The 15,341-nt window shown below is 64.5% G+C and carries 14 protein-coding genes; 10 read left to right on the top strand and 4 right to left on the bottom strand.

From position 1 onward, the window contains the following. The first annotated feature begins 342 nt into the window (after positions 1-342). Entirely contained in the window at positions 343-2,034 is a 1,692-nt protein-coding gene (lhpI, locus tag AIOL_RS16260; protein ID WP_049643950.1) for a cis-3-hydroxy-L-proline dehydratase, read from the top strand. 99 nt (positions 2,035-2,133) lie between these two features. On the opposite strand, the gene AIOL_RS16255 is transcribed toward lhpI, so the two are convergent. Both AIOL_RS16255 and AIOL_RS16250 read right to left on the bottom strand, forming a co-directional pair. Then, a complete protein-coding gene (locus AIOL_RS16255; protein ID WP_049643949.1) occupies positions 2,134-2,754 on the bottom strand; it encodes a 2-dehydro-3-deoxy-6-phosphogalactonate aldolase in 621 nt (206 codons plus the stop codon). Positions 2,755-2,772: 18 nt separating this feature from the next. After that, positions 2,773-3,918 (bottom strand): mandelate racemase/muconate lactonizing enzyme family protein, encoded by a 1,146-nt coding sequence (locus AIOL_RS16250; RefSeq protein WP_049643948.1) that lies wholly within the window; start codon positions 3,916-3,918, stop codon positions 2,773-2,775. A 72-nt stretch (positions 3,919-3,990) separates the two neighbouring features. Between AIOL_RS16250 and AIOL_RS16245 the strand changes: the two genes are divergently transcribed. From AIOL_RS16245 to AIOL_RS16205, 9 genes are all read left to right on the top strand, one after another. Continuing rightward, positions 3,991-5,676: an SMP-30/gluconolactonase/LRE family protein gene (locus AIOL_RS16245; RefSeq protein WP_049643947.1), complete on the top strand. Its 1,686-nt coding sequence runs from the start codon at positions 3,991-3,993 to the stop codon at positions 5,674-5,676. A 23-nt stretch (positions 5,677-5,699) separates the two neighbouring features. Continuing rightward, positions 5,700-6,728 (top strand): ABC transporter ATP-binding protein, encoded by a 1,029-nt coding sequence (locus AIOL_RS16240; protein ID WP_049643946.1) that lies wholly within the window; start codon positions 5,700-5,702, stop codon positions 6,726-6,728. Continuing rightward, positions 6,728-7,540, top strand: coding sequence for an SDR family NAD(P)-dependent oxidoreductase (locus tag AIOL_RS16235; RefSeq protein ID WP_049643945.1), 813 nt, complete (start codon positions 6,728-6,730; stop codon positions 7,538-7,540). Before AIOL_RS16240 ends, AIOL_RS16235 begins: the two co-directional genes overlap by 1 nt. 91 nt (positions 7,541-7,631) lie before the next feature. Beyond that, positions 7,632-8,888, top strand: coding sequence for an ABC transporter substrate-binding protein (locus AIOL_RS16230; RefSeq protein ID WP_049643944.1), 1,257 nt, complete (start codon positions 7,632-7,634; stop codon positions 8,886-8,888). A gap of 35 nt (positions 8,889-8,923) precedes the next feature. Then, positions 8,924-9,856, top strand: a complete 933-nt coding sequence (locus tag AIOL_RS16225) for a carbohydrate ABC transporter permease (protein ID WP_160314500.1) — start codon at positions 8,924-8,926, stop codon at positions 9,854-9,856. Beyond that, a complete protein-coding gene (locus tag AIOL_RS16220) occupies positions 9,856-10,692 on the top strand; it encodes a carbohydrate ABC transporter permease (RefSeq protein ID WP_049643942.1) in 837 nt (278 codons plus the stop codon). The genes AIOL_RS16225 and AIOL_RS16220 overlap by 1 nt, the downstream gene beginning before the upstream one ends. Beyond that, positions 10,692-11,600, top strand: coding sequence for a dihydrodipicolinate synthase family protein (locus tag AIOL_RS16215; RefSeq protein WP_049643941.1), 909 nt, complete (start codon positions 10,692-10,694; stop codon positions 11,598-11,600). The genes AIOL_RS16220 and AIOL_RS16215 overlap by 1 nt, the downstream gene beginning before the upstream one ends. Then, the gene (locus AIOL_RS16210; protein WP_049643940.1) at positions 11,597-12,772 is read left to right on the top strand and encodes a mandelate racemase/muconate lactonizing enzyme family protein; all 1,176 of its coding nucleotides are present in this window, start codon (positions 11,597-11,599) and stop codon (positions 12,770-12,772) included. Before AIOL_RS16215 ends, AIOL_RS16210 begins: the two co-directional genes overlap by 4 nt. Positions 12,773-12,799: 27 nt before the next feature. Further along, positions 12,800-13,672, top strand: a complete 873-nt coding sequence (locus AIOL_RS16205; protein WP_082152633.1) for a 2-dehydro-3-deoxygalactonokinase — start codon at positions 12,800-12,802, stop codon at positions 13,670-13,672. 962 nt (positions 13,673-14,634) lie between these two features. Here AIOL_RS16205 and AIOL_RS16200 read toward each other — a convergent pair. Then, complete coding sequence (locus tag AIOL_RS16200) at positions 14,635-14,841, bottom strand: cold-shock protein (protein ID WP_049645496.1); 207 nt, start codon at positions 14,839-14,841, stop codon at positions 14,635-14,637. Beyond that, a complete protein-coding gene (locus AIOL_RS25120) occupies positions 14,834-15,184 on the bottom strand; it encodes a hypothetical protein (RefSeq protein WP_152912554.1) in 351 nt (116 codons plus the stop codon). Before AIOL_RS25120 ends, AIOL_RS16200 begins: the two co-directional genes overlap by 8 nt. Between the last annotated feature and the right edge of the window lie 157 nt (positions 15,185-15,341).

Below are 15,341 nucleotides of genomic sequence, written 5' to 3'. Positions count from 1 at the left end.
AAAGTTGAACATCAGCGGGGCCGCGGGTTGCCTTTTGGCGTGTCCATGAAGCTCTTTTTGCGGCAAATTTTAGCGAATTTCTTCCCGGGCCATCAGTTGCGACTTTAGGGGCGCGCGCGTGGGCGAGGGGTCAAGATTCACTGGGATTTGGCCGCGGCAGAGATCCGTCGGATCGTGGTTCGACTTGCCCCGGCGAAAACACCCGGTAGCATGCGGGTCGATAATTCTCGAACCAAAACGGCGCAGATGAGATCAAGCAAGCTAATCATCCCCTCCGGTCGGCGGGCGGCGCGGTCTCTCGGTCGCGGTGGTCACACGGCCGCCCGGGCGGGCACCCGCTGAATGGATCGGCGCTCCGCCCTCTTGATCGTCCCCGCGGATGTCAAAGCGCAGATCGTTCGCTGCGACGAGGGCCTCAGCTTTTGGGGCGGCGTTGATCCCAGCTCGGGGACGGTGATCGACGCGCATCATCACCTGCATGGGCAATCGCTTGCCGGTCGGATCGTCATGATGCCGACCAGCCGCGGGTCCTGCTCGGGCAGCGGCGTTTTGTTGCAACTGGCGTTGAACGGTATGGCACCGGCGGCGTTGGTGTTCCGCGACGACGAAGAGGTGCTGACCCTTGGCGCGCTCATTGCCGGGGCCATGTTCGACCGGACGGTGGGCATCGTTCGGCTGGGCGCGCGGGACTACGACGCGCTCTCGGCCCAGAACGAGGCCCACCTGCAGGGGGCAAGGCTGGTGGCGGGCGAGATTGCCATTGATCTGCACCGGATCACGCAAGACGATCTTGCCCTTTCGGACACCGATAGGGCGATGCTGAACGGCGGCCATGGCGAGCCCGCCGCGCTGGCGATGCAGGTGATCTCGGCGATGGCGGCGGCGCAGGGCGCCAAGGAGCTGATCGACGTCACGCGGGGGCATATCGACGGCTGTATCTACGCCCATGAGGCCAACCTCATCTTTGCCGAGACCATGGCCGAGATGGGGGCACAGGTCGCGATCCCGACCACGATCAATGCGATCTCTGTCGACCGCGAGGATTGGGAGCAGCATGACCTGCCGCCCAATTTCGGGCGGGCGGCCAGCCGGCTGGCGGATGCCTACGTGCGCATGGGCGCGCGGTCGACCTTCACCTGCGCGCCGTATCTGTCGGGCGATGCGCCGCGGCTGGGCGAAGAGATCGGCTGGTCGGAATCCAACGCCGTGATCTTTGCCAATAGTGTTCTGGGCGCGCGCACGGCGAAGCACCCGGACTACCTGGACCTCTTTATCGCTCTGACGGGGCGGGCGGCGCGGACCGGCGTCTACCTAGCCGAGAACCGGCGCCCGCAGATGCGGATTGACGTGGAGCTACCCGATGGCCACGACGATGCCGTCTGGCCGCTGATCGGCTGGATCGCGGGCGGGTTGGCGCCCGATTGCGTGCCGCTCTTGACCGGTCTGGAGGCGGCCTTGCCAAGCCGCGACGACCTGCGCGCGCTTTGTGCGGCCTTCGGGACAACTTCCGCCGCGCCCTTGCTGCATGTCGCCGGTGTCACGCCCGAGGCGGGTCTGCCCCTTGCCGAGAACGCCGCGCGTGCGACCGTGACCCGGGCCGATCTTGTCGCCGCATGGCGAGAGTTGAACGCTGGCCCGGAAGCGGTGGACCTAATCGCGCTGGGCAGCCCGCATTTCTCGCTGGAGGAGACCCGCGCGGTCGCCTCCCTGATGGCGGGCAAGCAAAAGCACCCGGATGTCGAGGTGATCATCACCCTGGGTCGCGAGATCTTTGTAAGCGCCGAGGCGGAGGGGCTGATCGCGCAGCTTCGCGGCGCTGGCGTGCAGTTCTACCGCGATCTGTGCTGGTGCTCTATCGTCGAGCCCATCTTTCCCACAAGCACACGGACCGTCATGACGAATTCGGGGAAATATGCGCATTACGCCCCCGGGCTCAGCGGGCGGGCGGTGCGCTTTGGGGGCCTGTCCGATTGCGTCGCCGCGGCGCAGACGGCGTGCGCGCCCGCGTCGCTTCCCGGGTGGCTGACTGGCTGAGAGCCTGCAGGCCGCGCATCTTGCCGAAAGCCAGATCATCTTGCCGTGCGGCCGCTTGGCTTGGTTTGGTCCAACTCAACGGCTCTGTTTCGTGCTGGATCAGCTGCTAAAGACCTTGTCTATGCAGCCGGTCAGCGCGTCGGCGCGCGTCCGCAGCTCGCTTGTCTCGAGGCTCGGGTCAAACAGCAGAGAGCCTAGCCCGAAGCCGGACGCGCCAGCGGCGACCCAATCCCCGAAGCTTTCCGCCGGGATGGAGCCCACAGCGACCACCGGCGCCTCCGCCGGCAACACGGCGCGTAGGGCTTTCAGTCCGGACGGCTTCAGCACATTTGCCGGGAAGGTCTTCAGGATATCGGCGCCGGCGCGCAGGGCGGTGAAGGCCTCGGTGGCCGTGAACACGCCGGGCGCAGAGATCATGCCCGCCGCTTTGGTGGCTCTGATGATCTCTGGATTGCAGTCGGGCGAGACCACAATCTGGCCGCCCGCATCTTTGACCCGCTGCACGTCCTCCGCGGTCAAGACCGTGCCTGCGCCGATCAAGGCCTGGTCTCCGAAGGCGCGCGCCAGGCGTTCGATGGCCTCCAGGGCGCCGGGGCGGTTCAGGGGCACTTCGATCGTGTTGATACCGGTCTCGATCAGCAGGCTGCCGGTCTCCTCGGCGCGCTCTGGGTTCAGCCCGCGCAGGATGGCGATCAGGCGATACATGTCTGGCGATGTCATGGGGGTACTTTCGGTCAATCAGTATGAGGGCTTGGTCGGGAACCAGCCGGGGCGCGCCGCATCGAGATAGGCGCCTTCGATCTTGTCGACGGCAATGGCCTCGACCAGCGCCTCGTCGATGTCGACGCCAAGGCCGCAACGATCGCTGACCGCATAGCCGCCGTCACGCAGCGCGGGCGGCTCCGGCGAGACATCCGCCCCGATCCAGGCGCGCTCGGTGTCGATGGGGATCGTCATGTTCGGGATGCAGGCGGCGAGGTGGATATAGGCGGCCTGGCTGATCGCCAATTCGCCACCGGAATGCAGGCCAACGGGCACGCCCTGCGCCTCGCAAAGCGCCGCTGCCTTTATGCATTGCCAGAGCCCGCCCGCCTGGTGCGGGTCGAGCAAAGCCGCGTCCATCGCGCCAGCATCCAGCGCCACGGAGACGTCGGACAGCGTGTAGGTCGCTTCGTCCAGCACGATGGGAATCGGCTGGCCGCGCAGTTCGGCGGAGCCTTTCAAATCGGACAGCTCCAGCGGCTGCTCGACCCAATTCGGCGCGAACTCAGCCAACCGAGCCAGTTGCCGCTTGGCGGTCGGGCGGGTCCAGGCCCCGTTCACGTCGAGGCGAATATCGGCGCTGCCGACCTCCTGCCGCGCGGCCTCGGTCAGGGCGATGTCGCTATCGGCGCCCATGCCGATCTTGATCTTGAAGGCCTCATGGCCGCGATCTGCATGCAGCTGCAATTGCCGCCGCGCCTCGGCCGGGTCAGAGGCGAACACATAGCCCGTCGCCCGCACCTCATCGCGCCACTTGCCGCCCCAAAGCGCCCATAGGGGCTGGCCCAGGGCGCGCCCAAGCGCGTCCCACATCGCCATCTCAAGCGCCGCGATGGCGTAAACGGCGGCGCGCTGGTGGTGGTAGTAGCCAGCGCCCAGGATCAGCCGGTGAAAGCCCTCGACATTCCTGATATCCCAGCCATGTACCAGCTCTGCCGCCGTGCCAAAGGCCGCGGGCGTGCTGTCGATCAGGCATTGGGTCTCGCCCCAGCCCTCATGGCCCGAGCGCGTCCTGATGCGGCAGATCAGCCGCGTCGTGCCCAGCCTCGTGCCAGAGCCCCACTCGACCGGGATCGAGAACGGCGCGCGCACCAACCAGTGGTGAATTTCGGCAATTTCCATCGGCATCCATTGACTTGAAACTTAGTTCCAAATATTGCTACCCGACGGAATGCGGGAAGGTCAATTCGTAAAATGGTGGCGAGAGACGATAGCGAAACCGGCGTTCAGCCAGGCATGCAGGCGCTTGTGCGCGGGCTGCGGCTGCTGGACGTTTTATCCGAGGCCAGCGGCCCGGTGCGCTTCAACGCGCTGCAAGAGGCGACGGGCCTGCCCAAGGCCACGCTGAACCGGGTGATCCAGACGCTCATTGACGAACGCTACCTGCGCGAGACCGACCAGGGCTATCGCCTGGGCGCGCGGCCCTTCCAGCTGGCGCATCGGGTGTGGGACGGGTTCGACCTGCGCGGCGCGGCGGCGCCCGAGCTGGCGCGGCTCGCGCGCAAGCATAACGAGGCCACGCGGCTGGCGGTGCTGGACAATGCGCAGGTGCTCTATATCGACCAGCGGGACGCGCAGCGCGAGGTGCGGATCGGCTCTGCGGTCGGGCAGCGCGCCGCCCTGCACGCGACCGCTTTGGGCAAGGCGCTGGCGGCGCATCTGGACGAGGGCGCGCGGCGGCGGCTCTACGCCTCTGACCTGGCGGCCATCACGGATGCAACCGTGACCAGTGCGGGCGACCTGGATCGGCAGCTGAACATGATCAAGGCGCGCGGCTATGCCGTCTCTATCCGCGAGCACCACGAGGAACTTGCCGGCGTCGCCGCGCCGGTTCTGGACCACACTGCGCGGGCCATTGGCGCCATTGGCATCGTCGGCCCCGCCTATCGCTTGGGCGAGGACCGCCTGCATGCGCTTGGCCGCGAGGTGATCGAGGCCGCCCGCCATATCTCAGGCAATATCGGAGAGCTTGCCATGTCCATCGGAGTCGCCCGCAGGCCGCTGCAAGAGGTTACAGGCTCGGTCGAGTTGGCCATCCCGGGTGAGGATTTCCTGGGCGAAGGCCCGCATTGGGACGCCGATGCGGGCGTGCTGCATTGGGTGGACATCCTGGCCCCGGCGCTGGTCTCGTCCGATGGCAAGGTCACCGCCCGCCGCGAGACCGCCTTGCCCGAGCTGACCGGCGTTGCAATTCCCAAGACTTCCGGCGGGTTCATCCTTGGCGGCGAAACCGGCATTCACGCGCTGGAGCCCGATGGCACCCTGGAAAAGCTGGCCGACCCCGAGGCCGACCGCTCTGGCAACCGCTTCAATGACGGCAAATGCGACGCCAAGGGGCGGCTCTGGCTGGGGTCGCTGGCGATCTCGACCGAGCCGGGCCAGGGCGCGCTTTGGCGCTATGCGAATGGCGAGACTTACAAGGCGTTGGATGGGATCACCGTGGCCAATGGCTTGGGTTGGTCGCCGGATAATAAGACCTTCTACTTCACCGATACCGGCGCCAAGACGATCTGGGCCTTTGGCTATGACCTGGAGACCGGCACGCTGGGCAATCGGCGCGTGTTCGCTGAGTTCGACGGCGCGAATGGCGTGCCTGACGGGCTGTGCGTGGATGCCGAGGGCGGCGTCTGGGTGGCCATGTGGGACGGCTGGTGCGTGCAGCGCTTCCTGCCCGACGGCACGCCCGATCAGAAGATCACCGTTCCGGTGCCGCGGCCGACCTCTTGCGCCTTTGGCGGCGCGGATCTCTCGACGCTTTACATCACAACCGCTCGCATTCGCCTCTCGGCGGCGCAGCTGGATGAGGCCCCCCTTTCGGGCGCGCTTCTGGCCGCAAATCCCGGAGTGCGGGGCCAGAAGGCCCATCCGTTCGCGGGCTGACGCTACACAGAAGGAAATCGCAAATGGCTAACCTGAAGATTGCGGGCCTGTGCAAGGATTACGGGCCCGTTGAAGTCCTCAAGAACATCGACCTGGACATCAAGGACGGTGAGTTCGTCGTCTTCGTCGGCCCCTCGGGCTGCGGCAAGTCCACGTTGCTGCGCATGATCTGCGGGCTGGACGAGGTGACCAGCGGTGCGCTGGCGATTGGCGATCAGATTGTGAACGACGTGCCAAGCTCCAAGCGCGGTATCGCGATGGTGTTCCAATCCTATGCGCTTTACCCGCACATGTCGGTGGCCAAGAACATGGGCTACGCGCTGCGCCTTGCGGGCGAGGACGCCTCGGAGATCGACCGCCGCGTGAAGGCCGCCGCCGAGATCCTCAAGATCGACCACCTGCTGGACCGCAAGCCGCGGCAATTGTCGGGCGGTCAGCGTCAGCGCGTCGCCATCGGCCGCGCCATTGTGCGCGAGCCCGAGGTGTTCCTGTTTGATGAGCCGCTGTCGAACCTCGATGCCGCGCTGCGCGTGGATATGCGCATGGAATTCGCCCGCCTCAAAAAGCGCCTGGGCACCACGATGATCTACGTCACCCATGATCAGGTCGAGGCGATGACCCTGGCCGACAAGATCGTGGTGATGAATGCGGGCCGCGTCGAGCAGGTCGGCGCCCCGATTGAGCTCTACCATGCCCCCATGAACCGCTTTGTGGCCGAATTCATCGGCTCGCCTCGGATGAACATCCTGCCCGCCGGGCTGGTCGCGGATGCCCCGGCTGGCGCCGACACGGTGGGTCTGCGGCCCGAGCAATTGGTCCTGGGCGAGGCCGGGCTTCGCGGCAAGGTGCTGACGACCGAACGGCTTGGCTCTGACACCTTCGCCTATGTCGAGATTGACGGGCTGGAGCGTCCGCTGGTCGTGCGCAAGGGCGGCGACGAGGCGCTGGCCTCGGGCCTGGACGTGACCGTGGGGTGGGGGGCGGATGCGCTTTACGCCTTTGACGCGGAAGGTCGCGCGCTCCAGGTGGCACCGCTCAAGGCGGCCTCCTGATGCTAGAGGCCTCTGACGATCCGCTGCTGAAGCCAAGGCAGGTCGAGGCCGCGTCCTACCCGTCGCTGCACGGACGGGGCGTGCTGATCACCGGCGGCGGCTCGGGGATCGGGATGTATCTGGTCGAGGCCTTTTGCGCGCAAGGCGCGCGGGTCGGGTTCGTGGACCTGAACGCCGAGGCCGGCGCGCGGGTGGCGGATGTGGTCGCAAAGACCACCGGCAATCGCCCCGCTTTTCGGCAATGCGACCTGACCGACATCGCCGCGCTGCGCGACGCGGTCGAGGCCCTGCGGGCGCAAACCGGGCCGATCACCGCCCTGGTCAACAACGCTGGCAACGATGATCGCGTCCCGTTCGAGGATCTGAGCCCCGATTACTGGGATGAGCGCCAGGCGGTGAATATGCGCCACCACGTCTTCGCCGCCCAGGCGGTCTTGCCGGACATGAAAGCGGCGGGGCAGGGGGTGATTCTCTCGATGGGGTCGAACTCTTGGATGCAGGGCGCGCCGGGGCTTTTGGCCTACACGACGGCGAAGTCCTCGGTGCAGGGGTTTGTGCGCTGCTTGGCGCGCGAGGTCGGCGCGTTCGGGGTCAGAGTGAACGCCATTGCCCCGGGCTGGATCCTGACCGACCGGCAGGTCAGCCGCGCCCGCGCGGTGCTGACCCACAAGTTCGAAGAGTATCTTCAAAAACAGTGCCTTAAGGAATTCCTGCTGCCGCCCGATGTGGCGCGGATGGCGCTGTTTCTTTGCGCGGATGACAGCCGCATGATCACCGGTCAGACCATGATCGTGGATGGCGGGGTCGTATGATTGAAACTAAGTTTCAAGATGCTTGCAAGGGGCTCATCCGCGCGCTATGACACTTTTGGAACATAGTTTCAGAACTAACGGGAGGACCATTATGAAACACCTAAAACTCACCGTCGCAGCGCTGGCGATGCTCGCGGGCACGCAGGCCGTGGCCGAGACCCAGTTTATGGGCTGGACCCAATCCGAAGAGACCGGCAAGGCCGCGATGGCCGCATTGGCGGAGTCCTTTGAGGGCGATGTCGAGCTGCAGGGCTATGCCTGGGGCGAGATCAACAAGAACTACATTCTGCGCGCGCGCTCCAACACCCTGCCCGATGTGGGCCAGGTGCAGGGCCGGCTGCTGCCGACCGTGGCCGCGGGCGCAAATCCGGTTGACCTCAACGAGGTGATCGGCCGCGAAAAGCTGCTCGAGATCTTCGACGCGGGCTTTCTTGCCATGGGCGAGGTGAACGGCAAGCAGGTTGGTCTGCCTTGGATCACCGGCACCATCGGTTGGGTCGCCAACAAGGAAGTCATGGCCAAGGCCGGCATCGAGGCGGCGCCGACCACCATCGAAGAGTTCAAGGCGGCGCTGAAGGCGGTGAAGGCCGCGGACCCGGACACAGTGCCCTTCGGCATGGCGACGAAGAACCCGAACTCGATCCTGCTCGACTACCTGATCCTGGCCTGGACCTTTGGCGCCGACCCGATCTCGGCGGACGGCAAGGCGGCTGTGAACACGCCAGAGGCCATCGAGGCGCTGGAATTCATGGTCGAGATGGTTCAGGGCGGTCTGGCCGCGCCTGAGATCGACCGCCCCGATGCGCGTCGCCTGTTTGCGCAGGGCAACACCGCCTTCTACATCGACGCCCCGCAGGCGCGCAGCTTTGCGCGCAAGTTCTCGGGCCGCGGTGAGGAGATCGACGGCGCAGTGCTGCCCATCGCGGGTCCGGTGGACGATGCTGGCGATACGCCTGTGTCGATCCAGTGGGGCCATATCCTGACCGTGTTTGGTGACAAAACAAAGCGATGGACAGCGACGGCGTGCGCTGGGTCATGCATCTTCTCGCCAATGAGCAGCTGGTTGATTACGCGGTGGGCCAGTCGGTTCTGCCCGCGACGATCTCTGGCCAGGCGTCCGATGCGGTTCAGTCCGACTCTTACCTGGCGAACTGGGTGGCGGCGTCGCAATCGCCGCGTCGGAACACGGTTGCGGCTCTTTCGAACGCGTCCGAGGTGGCCTCCATCGTGGGCGAGGAAGTCCAGGCCGCGATCCTGGGTCAGAAATCGGCCGCCGAGGCCGCCGCTGACATGCAGTCGCGTCTGGAAGACGCCCTCTAGAAATCCTCCCATGGCCGGGCGCGTCTGACGATGCGCCCGGCCGTTTTGTTTTTGGAGTCCCCAGTGAGCAAAGCCGCAACACTCACGGATCTGCCCGTCTCACCCCATGCCCGCCGCGGCGGGCTGAAGGCACGCCAAGGCCGTTTTGGCGTCATGCTGCTGATCCCAGCGCTCGTCGCGTTTGGGGTGGTCGTGCTGCGCCCCTTTATCGAGGCGCTCACGCTCTCGTTCTACAAATACACGCTCTCGACGCCCGAGCCCGTCTGGGTCGGTCTAAGGAACTTTGGTAAGGTTCTGACCGACGAGCGCATCCTGGGCAGCTTTGTCACCACGGCGATCTATGTGGGGTTGGCGACGGCGTTCTCGATCATCCTGGGGCTCGCCTGGGCGATCATCCTGAACCAGCCGTTCCGGGGCCGGGCGGCGGTGCGCTCGCTCTCGCTGCTGCCCTGGATCATGCCGTCGGTGGTGACGGCCTTCCTGTGGGGCTGGATCTTTAACTCGCGCTACGGGCTTTTGAACTACGGCGCCCTAGAGATGGGGCTGATCGACGAGCGCGTGGCGTGGCTGTCCACCTCTGCCGGGGCGATGGCCGCGATTGTGATCACCAAGGTCTGGCTGTCGATCCCGCTTTTCATGGCGTTCTTTCTGGCCGGGTTGGCGTCCATGGACCGCGAACAGATCGAGGCCGCGCGGGTCGATGGCGCGGGCAACTGGGCCGTGCTGCGCGACCACCTGATCCCGCATCTAAGGCCCGTGCTGCTGGTGACCATCGTGCTGGCGATGATCGGCAACCTGCAACAGTTCGACACGATCTGGGCGCTGACCGGCGGCGGCCCGGTGCGCGCGACGACCGTGCTGTCTGTCGAGGTCTACCGCCGCGCCTTTGAGAGCTGGGATATCGGCATGGCCGCCACGGTTGGCGTGCTTTGGGTCGCGACGATCCTACCGCCCGCTTACTTCTACCTGCGCCAGTTGATGAAAGGGGCGGAATAATGTTGGACCTTTCCACCTGGCAGGCGAAGACGGTGTTCACCGCGCTGGCCGTACTGATCGGCTTCTTCCTGTTCTTTCCGGTCTATTGGCTGGTGATTTCCTCGGTGAAGCCGGATCACGAGCTGTACCTCCTCTCGCCGACGATCTGGCCGAATGAGTTCACGCTGAAGCACTTCAAGACGGCCTTGTTCGAGGGCGGCTTGCCGCTGCATCTGACGAACTCGCTGATCGTGTCGCTGAGCTCGGCGGCGATCAACGCGACGCTGGCGGTCTATGCGGGCTATAGCTTTGCCAAGTACCGCTATTTCGGGCGCAAGCCGGTGATGCTGTTCATGCTGAGCGCGCAGATGTTCCCGTTCGGGCTGCTGTTGATCACGATCTACCCAATGTTCACCGATTGGGGCCTGCTGGACAGCCGCTTTGGCCTGATGGTCAGCTATATCGTCTTTGCGCTGCCGGTCGCGACCTACATGCTCTATAGCTACTTCTCCCAGGTCCCGAACGAGCTGATCGAGGCCGCGCGGGCGGATGGCGCATCGGATCTGCGGATCTTCCACACCATCGTGCTGCCGATCTCGGTGCCGCCGATTGTGACGGTGTTCCTCTATTCCTTCATGTGGTCCTGGAACGACCTTCTGTACTCGCTGACGCTGATCGTGTCGGACGACAAGCGCACGGTCGGGCCCGGGCTTCTTCTCAATTATCTCAACGAATCAAACGCCGACTGGGGCGGCGCCATGGCGGCCTCGCTGATGGCCGCAGCGCCGGTCGTGATCGGGTTCATGGCGCTGCAACGGTTCTTCATCCAGGGCGTCACCGCAGGAGCAGTAAAGTAATGACACTTCGGGGATGTTTTCCGGTTCTGTGCACGCCGTTCGATGCCGAGGGCGCGGTCGATGCGGCGGCGTTTGACCAGGTGGTCGACTTCGCTTTGGGCTGCAGCGTGCAGGGGGTGGTCTTTCCGGGCACCGCGTCCGAGGTCGGGCATCTGACTCAAGACGAACGCGCCATGCTGATCGCGCGCCTTGGCGCGCGGCTTGATGGCCGCGTGCCCTTCGTGGCGGGGGCGACCGCTGATACGCCAGAGGCGGTGTCGGACCATATCGCGGCCGGCGCCGCGGCGGGCGCGACCGTGGCAATGGTCATGGCCCCCAAGGCGCTCGGCCAGGACGTATCGGCGCATCTGGAGTTCTTCCGCGCCATCGACGCGCCAATCCCGCTGATGCTGCAGAACGCTCCGGCGCCCTTTGGGGCGGGGCTGAAGCCCGCACAGGTGGCCGAGCTGGCCCGCGCTCTGGATTGCGTTGACTATGTGAAAGAGGAAACGCTGCCCTGCGGCGCGAACCTGTCCACCGTGATCGAGCTTGCAGGCGACAGCATCAAGGGCGTCTTTGGCGGCGCGGGCGGGCGCTATATCACCGACGAGCTGGCGCGCGGGGCCTTGGGCACCGTGCCGGCGGTGGAGATCGCGGATTTGCACACCGCGCTGATCGCAAGCTGGGAGACCGGCGACCTGAACGAGGCCCGCCGGCTCTTTGCCGCCTCTCTGCCAATGCTGAACATGCAGGCGATCTTTCGCACGCGGTTGACCAAAGAGGTGCTGCGGCGCCGCGGCGTGATCGGCGCGTCCGAAAGCCGCCACCCGGACCCGCGCATGGATGCGGGCGACCTGGCAGAGCTTGGCATCTGGTGCGATTGGTTGTCCGAAGACCTCAGCGGGCCTAAGCTTATCGCCGCAGAATGAGCCAGCTTGACGCCATAACCTCGGTGGATGTGTTCATTGTCCGCATCCCCCGAGAGGTGCCCTATCTGGGGCCCTTGAAACCTGGCGAGGCAATCAACGAGCGCGGCTATCTGATCCGCAAGGGCAACAAGACGATCTATCCCGACAAGGATATGACCGTGTTGGTGCGCGTCACCGGCGAGAGCGGCAATGTGGGCTGGGGCGAGACCTATGGCATCACCGCGCCCGAGGCGACGGCGGCGATCATTCGCGATCTTCTGGCGCCGGTGATCCGCGGGCGCTGCCCGTCCGAGGTCGCCGCCATCTGGGACGATCTCTATGACATGCAGCGGGTGCGCGGCTATCACTCGGGCTATTACGTCGACGCCCTGGCCGCGATCGATATCGCCCTTTGGGATCTTTTCGGGCGGCTGACGGGGCTTTCGGTCGCGCAGCTTCTGGGCGGCAGACGGCGCGATACCATCCCGGCCTATATCTCTGGCCTGCCGCGCCAGACAGTGGCCGAGAAATGCCAGCTGGCGCAGGACTGGCAGGCGCAGGGCTATGACGGCTTTAAATTCGCCGCCGCCGTGTCGGACGCGGGCATTGCCCAGGAGATGGCCGCGCTGCGCGAGGCTTTGGGCCCCACCGCGCGCATCTGCACCGATCTGCACTGGAAGTTCGAGGCGTCGGAGGCCATTCGCCTGATACGCCAGCTTGAGGCCCATGACCTTTGGTTCGCCGAGGCCCCGGTCGCGCCAGAGGACATCCCCGGCCTTGCGCGCGTGGCCGCGTCGGTCGGTGTGCCCATCGCGGCGGGCGAGGAATGGCGCACCGTCTACGAGCTGCGGCCTCGGCTCGAGGCGCAGGCGGTCTCGATCCTGCAGCCCGAAATGGGCCATACCGGGATCACGCAATTCGCGCGGATGGCCACGCTGGCGCAGAGCTTCCACAAGCAGATCATCCCGCATGCCACGATCTCGACCGGGATCTTTATGGCGGCCTCGCTGCAAGCCTCTGCGGCGGCCGCGAATGTGGTGGCGCATGAGTATCAGCACTCGGTCTTTGACCGGAACTTGGGCTTGCTGTCCGGCGATATGGGCTGCGGGGAGGGCGCCTACCGCGTGCCAACCGGCCCCGGCCTTGGCGTCGCGCCCAATGATAAACTCTTGGGGATGGCGGAACCGGCCTGACCCACCACAAACACTCGGAGACATAGTATGACCGTCACTCTTGGGGTTGACTGGGGTTCTTCCCATTTGCGCATCCATCGGCTGGAAAACGGTGAGGCGGTGGATTGCATCCGCTCCAAATCCGGCGCCAAGGGGCTGATTGGTAAGGGCGCGGCGGCGTTCGAGGCCGTGCTGTGCGAAACCGCGGGCGCATGGATGGAGCAGGCCGAGGAGATCTTTGTCACCGGTATGGCCACCTCCAAGAACGCCTGGGTCGAGACGCCCTATATGGATTGCCCCAACGACCTGAGAGGCCTGATCGACCTGGCCGAGCAGGCCGAGATCATGGGCAAACCGGTCACGCTCTTGCCCGGTATCTCTGACCCTGTGGGCCCGGACGTGATGCGCGGCGAGGAGCTGCAGTTGTTGGGCCTCGCCGAAGAGGGAAAAGACAGGATCGTGGTGCTGCCCGGCACCCATTCGAAATGGGTCGAGATGTCGGGCTTTGAGGCCCGCCAGTTTCGCACCTTCATGACCGGAGAGATCTTTGATCTGGCCCGCCATAACGCGCTCTGCGAGCGGCTCGCCGAGGGTGAGGCGTTCGACGCCGCGGGTTTTGATGCCGGGTTGGCCAAGGCGACGGACGGCCTGCTCAACGGGCTCTTCTCGGCCCGACCCAAGGTGCTGCGCGGTGACATGCCCGCCTCTGCGACCCACGCCTTCCTGTCGGGCGTGGCAATCGGAACCGAGCTTTTGGACGCAAAGAGGGCGTTCGATGTGACCGAGAAAGACGTCCTGCTATATGCGGATGACCCGCTCGCCCGGCTTTACCAGCGCGGCTTTGAAGTCGCCGGCGTGGCAGTGACCCGCATCCATGAGAGCGCGACATCCAAAGGCTTCGGCGCGCTCTGCCGGAACTGACAATGATCCGTGCGGCAGCTCTCTGCCGCACCTAGCACTCTTGCGCAGATCGCGGCACCGGGCCTGTTGGGCCCCAAGGCGCCACGCGGCATCGCACAGACGCTCTGGGTCTATCCGCGCGCCCAAAACCCGCTGCCGAATGCCCCGCCAGGTTGGCTTGCGCCATAAGAGCCGAAAACTGCCGCTTTGTATTCAGTCGTCCGCGCAAAGCCGACAGAGCGTCAGAATGATTGAGAGACTGTCGTGGTATTCCCTTCCGTACGGCATTCAAGAGTCGTTTGAAGAATGGCTTAATAAGGATTCCAGCAGTGTATCTCTTTGCACCCCGAGCTCTGCGACGCCTGCGTCATGTATCTTGAGATTTAACGCGATGCCCACTGCCGCAGTTGTGCAAATTGATGGTGAGATTCCCGAAAGCGGATGAGGTGGCTTCATCCCGTTACGTATTTTGAGTGGCTACCTTTCCTGCAGCGGGCATTGCGTAAACAAGATCAAAGATAGCAAAGTCCGCGACTTGTGAATCTACGGCCTTGGATCTGCTGGAGGCTGCATGAATGGCCGATGTTCTGGCTGCAGCGCGGCGCTCGCATTTGAGCAGTTGCAACAGTTTTTGCGCTGCGCGCGCATGCGGCGAGAATTCTGAATTCATAGGTCGGGCTCACAACGGCCTTGCGGCGGCGCAGCAGCACGGATCAAGCGAAACAGCACTCAGTCCCACCCGCCTGATAATGCCAGTCAGCCCGAAGCGCACATTGCTGACCAACAGGTAGAGCGGTTTGCGGCACGTCTCACGTTGGCCGGGATCGTAACCAACAGTTAGCCAGCTGCTCAGGCCTACCCCTCGTTCCGTGGCATGGAAGTCAGCCAAAAGACCGTCGAATTGTTTGCCATTTCAGAAGTGGAAAGGCAGAACGCGGCCCCTTCCCAAGGGCCGCGTCTCGATAGCTTGTCAACCGGTTGGCTTATGCCAAGGCAATGTTCGAAGCCGACTCGCGGCCGTCGCGCCCGGATTCGATGTCGAACGTAACTTTCTGGTCGTCAGCCAAGCCCGTCAGTCCCGCGCGCTCAACGGCGGAGATGTGAACGAACACATCTTTGCCGCCGGTGTCCGGTGCGATGAAGCCGAAGCCTTTGGTTGTATTGAACCATTTTACGGTGCCGTTAGCCATATCCGTATTCTCCATAACTAGATCTGCCCGCGGAATGCGGCAGTGCGGCGTGGTCGGTCTGGATCGAGAGACTGAATGCCGGATTAGGGAGACAGCGGTCGAAAAAGAAAAACGTCTGCCCCGGCCACATATTACCATAGGCAAAAGGTTTCAAGCGCAGTTCGGTGAAGGCCGATATCCCGACCCGCCACAGTTGATCGGGCTCGCCCTCCTGGTTCGTGGTTGCAGAGGTCGCGATTTTTTTCGTGGTGGCGACACTCCCAGGACGAACATGCTGCGACGCGAACAGATGGCCAGAATGTGAAAATTGCGGCGCGACATCTCGATCTGCATCCAAGGTCAAGCATGGGCCACGAGCATCGGCCGCATGGGCCGGATCGTCGCCATAAGCGCCGCCCCCGCCGCAAATCAGCCTCGAATTGCCCCAAAAAGAATGGATAGCAGAACGAACTGAAACGCTTTGAACGTTTTCGATTGGTGTCGCAGCGAAACCTGTTCAT

Origin of the sequence: Candidatus Rhodobacter oscarellae, assembly GCF_001078595.1 — a bacterium.
GTDB lineage: Bacteria > Pseudomonadota > Alphaproteobacteria > Rhodobacterales > Rhodobacteraceae > Rhodobacter_B > Rhodobacter_B oscarellae.
The sequence above is the reverse complement of the archived record's forward strand: the minus strand, read 5'-3'. Positions and strand labels throughout refer to the sequence as shown.

What these genes read in the sequence shown, in the direction of transcription:
- lhpI (WP_049643950.1), top strand. Translation starts at nt 343, where the DNA reads ATGGATCGGCGCTCCGCCCTCTTGATCGTCCCCGCGGATGTCAAAGCG.
- AIOL_RS16230 (WP_049643944.1), top strand. Translation starts at nt 7,632, where the DNA reads ATGAAACACCTAAAACTCACCGTCGCAGCGCTGGCGATGCTCGCGGGC.
- AIOL_RS16210 (WP_049643940.1), top strand. Translation starts at nt 11,597, where the DNA reads ATGAGCCAGCTTGACGCCATAACCTCGGTGGATGTGTTCATTGTCCGC.
- AIOL_RS16200 (WP_049645496.1), bottom strand. Translation starts at nt 14,841, where the DNA reads ATGGCTAACGGCACCGTAAAATGGTTCAATACAACCAAAGGCTTCGGC.
- AIOL_RS16255 (WP_049643949.1), bottom strand. Translation starts at nt 2,754, where the DNA reads ATGACATCGCCAGACATGTATCGCCTGATCGCCATCCTGCGCGGGCTG.
- AIOL_RS16245 (WP_049643947.1), top strand. Translation starts at nt 3,991, where the DNA reads ATGGTGGCGAGAGACGATAGCGAAACCGGCGTTCAGCCAGGCATGCAG.
- AIOL_RS16240 (WP_049643946.1), top strand. Translation starts at nt 5,700, where the DNA reads ATGGCTAACCTGAAGATTGCGGGCCTGTGCAAGGATTACGGGCCCGTT.
- AIOL_RS16215 (WP_049643941.1), top strand. Translation starts at nt 10,692, where the DNA reads ATGACACTTCGGGGATGTTTTCCGGTTCTGTGCACGCCGTTCGATGCC.
- AIOL_RS16205 (WP_082152633.1), top strand. Translation starts at nt 12,800, where the DNA reads ATGACCGTCACTCTTGGGGTTGACTGGGGTTCTTCCCATTTGCGCATC.
- AIOL_RS16220 (WP_049643942.1), top strand. Translation starts at nt 9,856, where the DNA reads ATGTTGGACCTTTCCACCTGGCAGGCGAAGACGGTGTTCACCGCGCTG.
- AIOL_RS16250 (WP_049643948.1), bottom strand. Translation starts at nt 3,918, where the DNA reads ATGGAAATTGCCGAAATTCACCACTGGTTGGTGCGCGCGCCGTTCTCG.
- AIOL_RS16235 (WP_049643945.1), top strand. Translation starts at nt 6,728, where the DNA reads ATGCTAGAGGCCTCTGACGATCCGCTGCTGAAGCCAAGGCAGGTCGAG.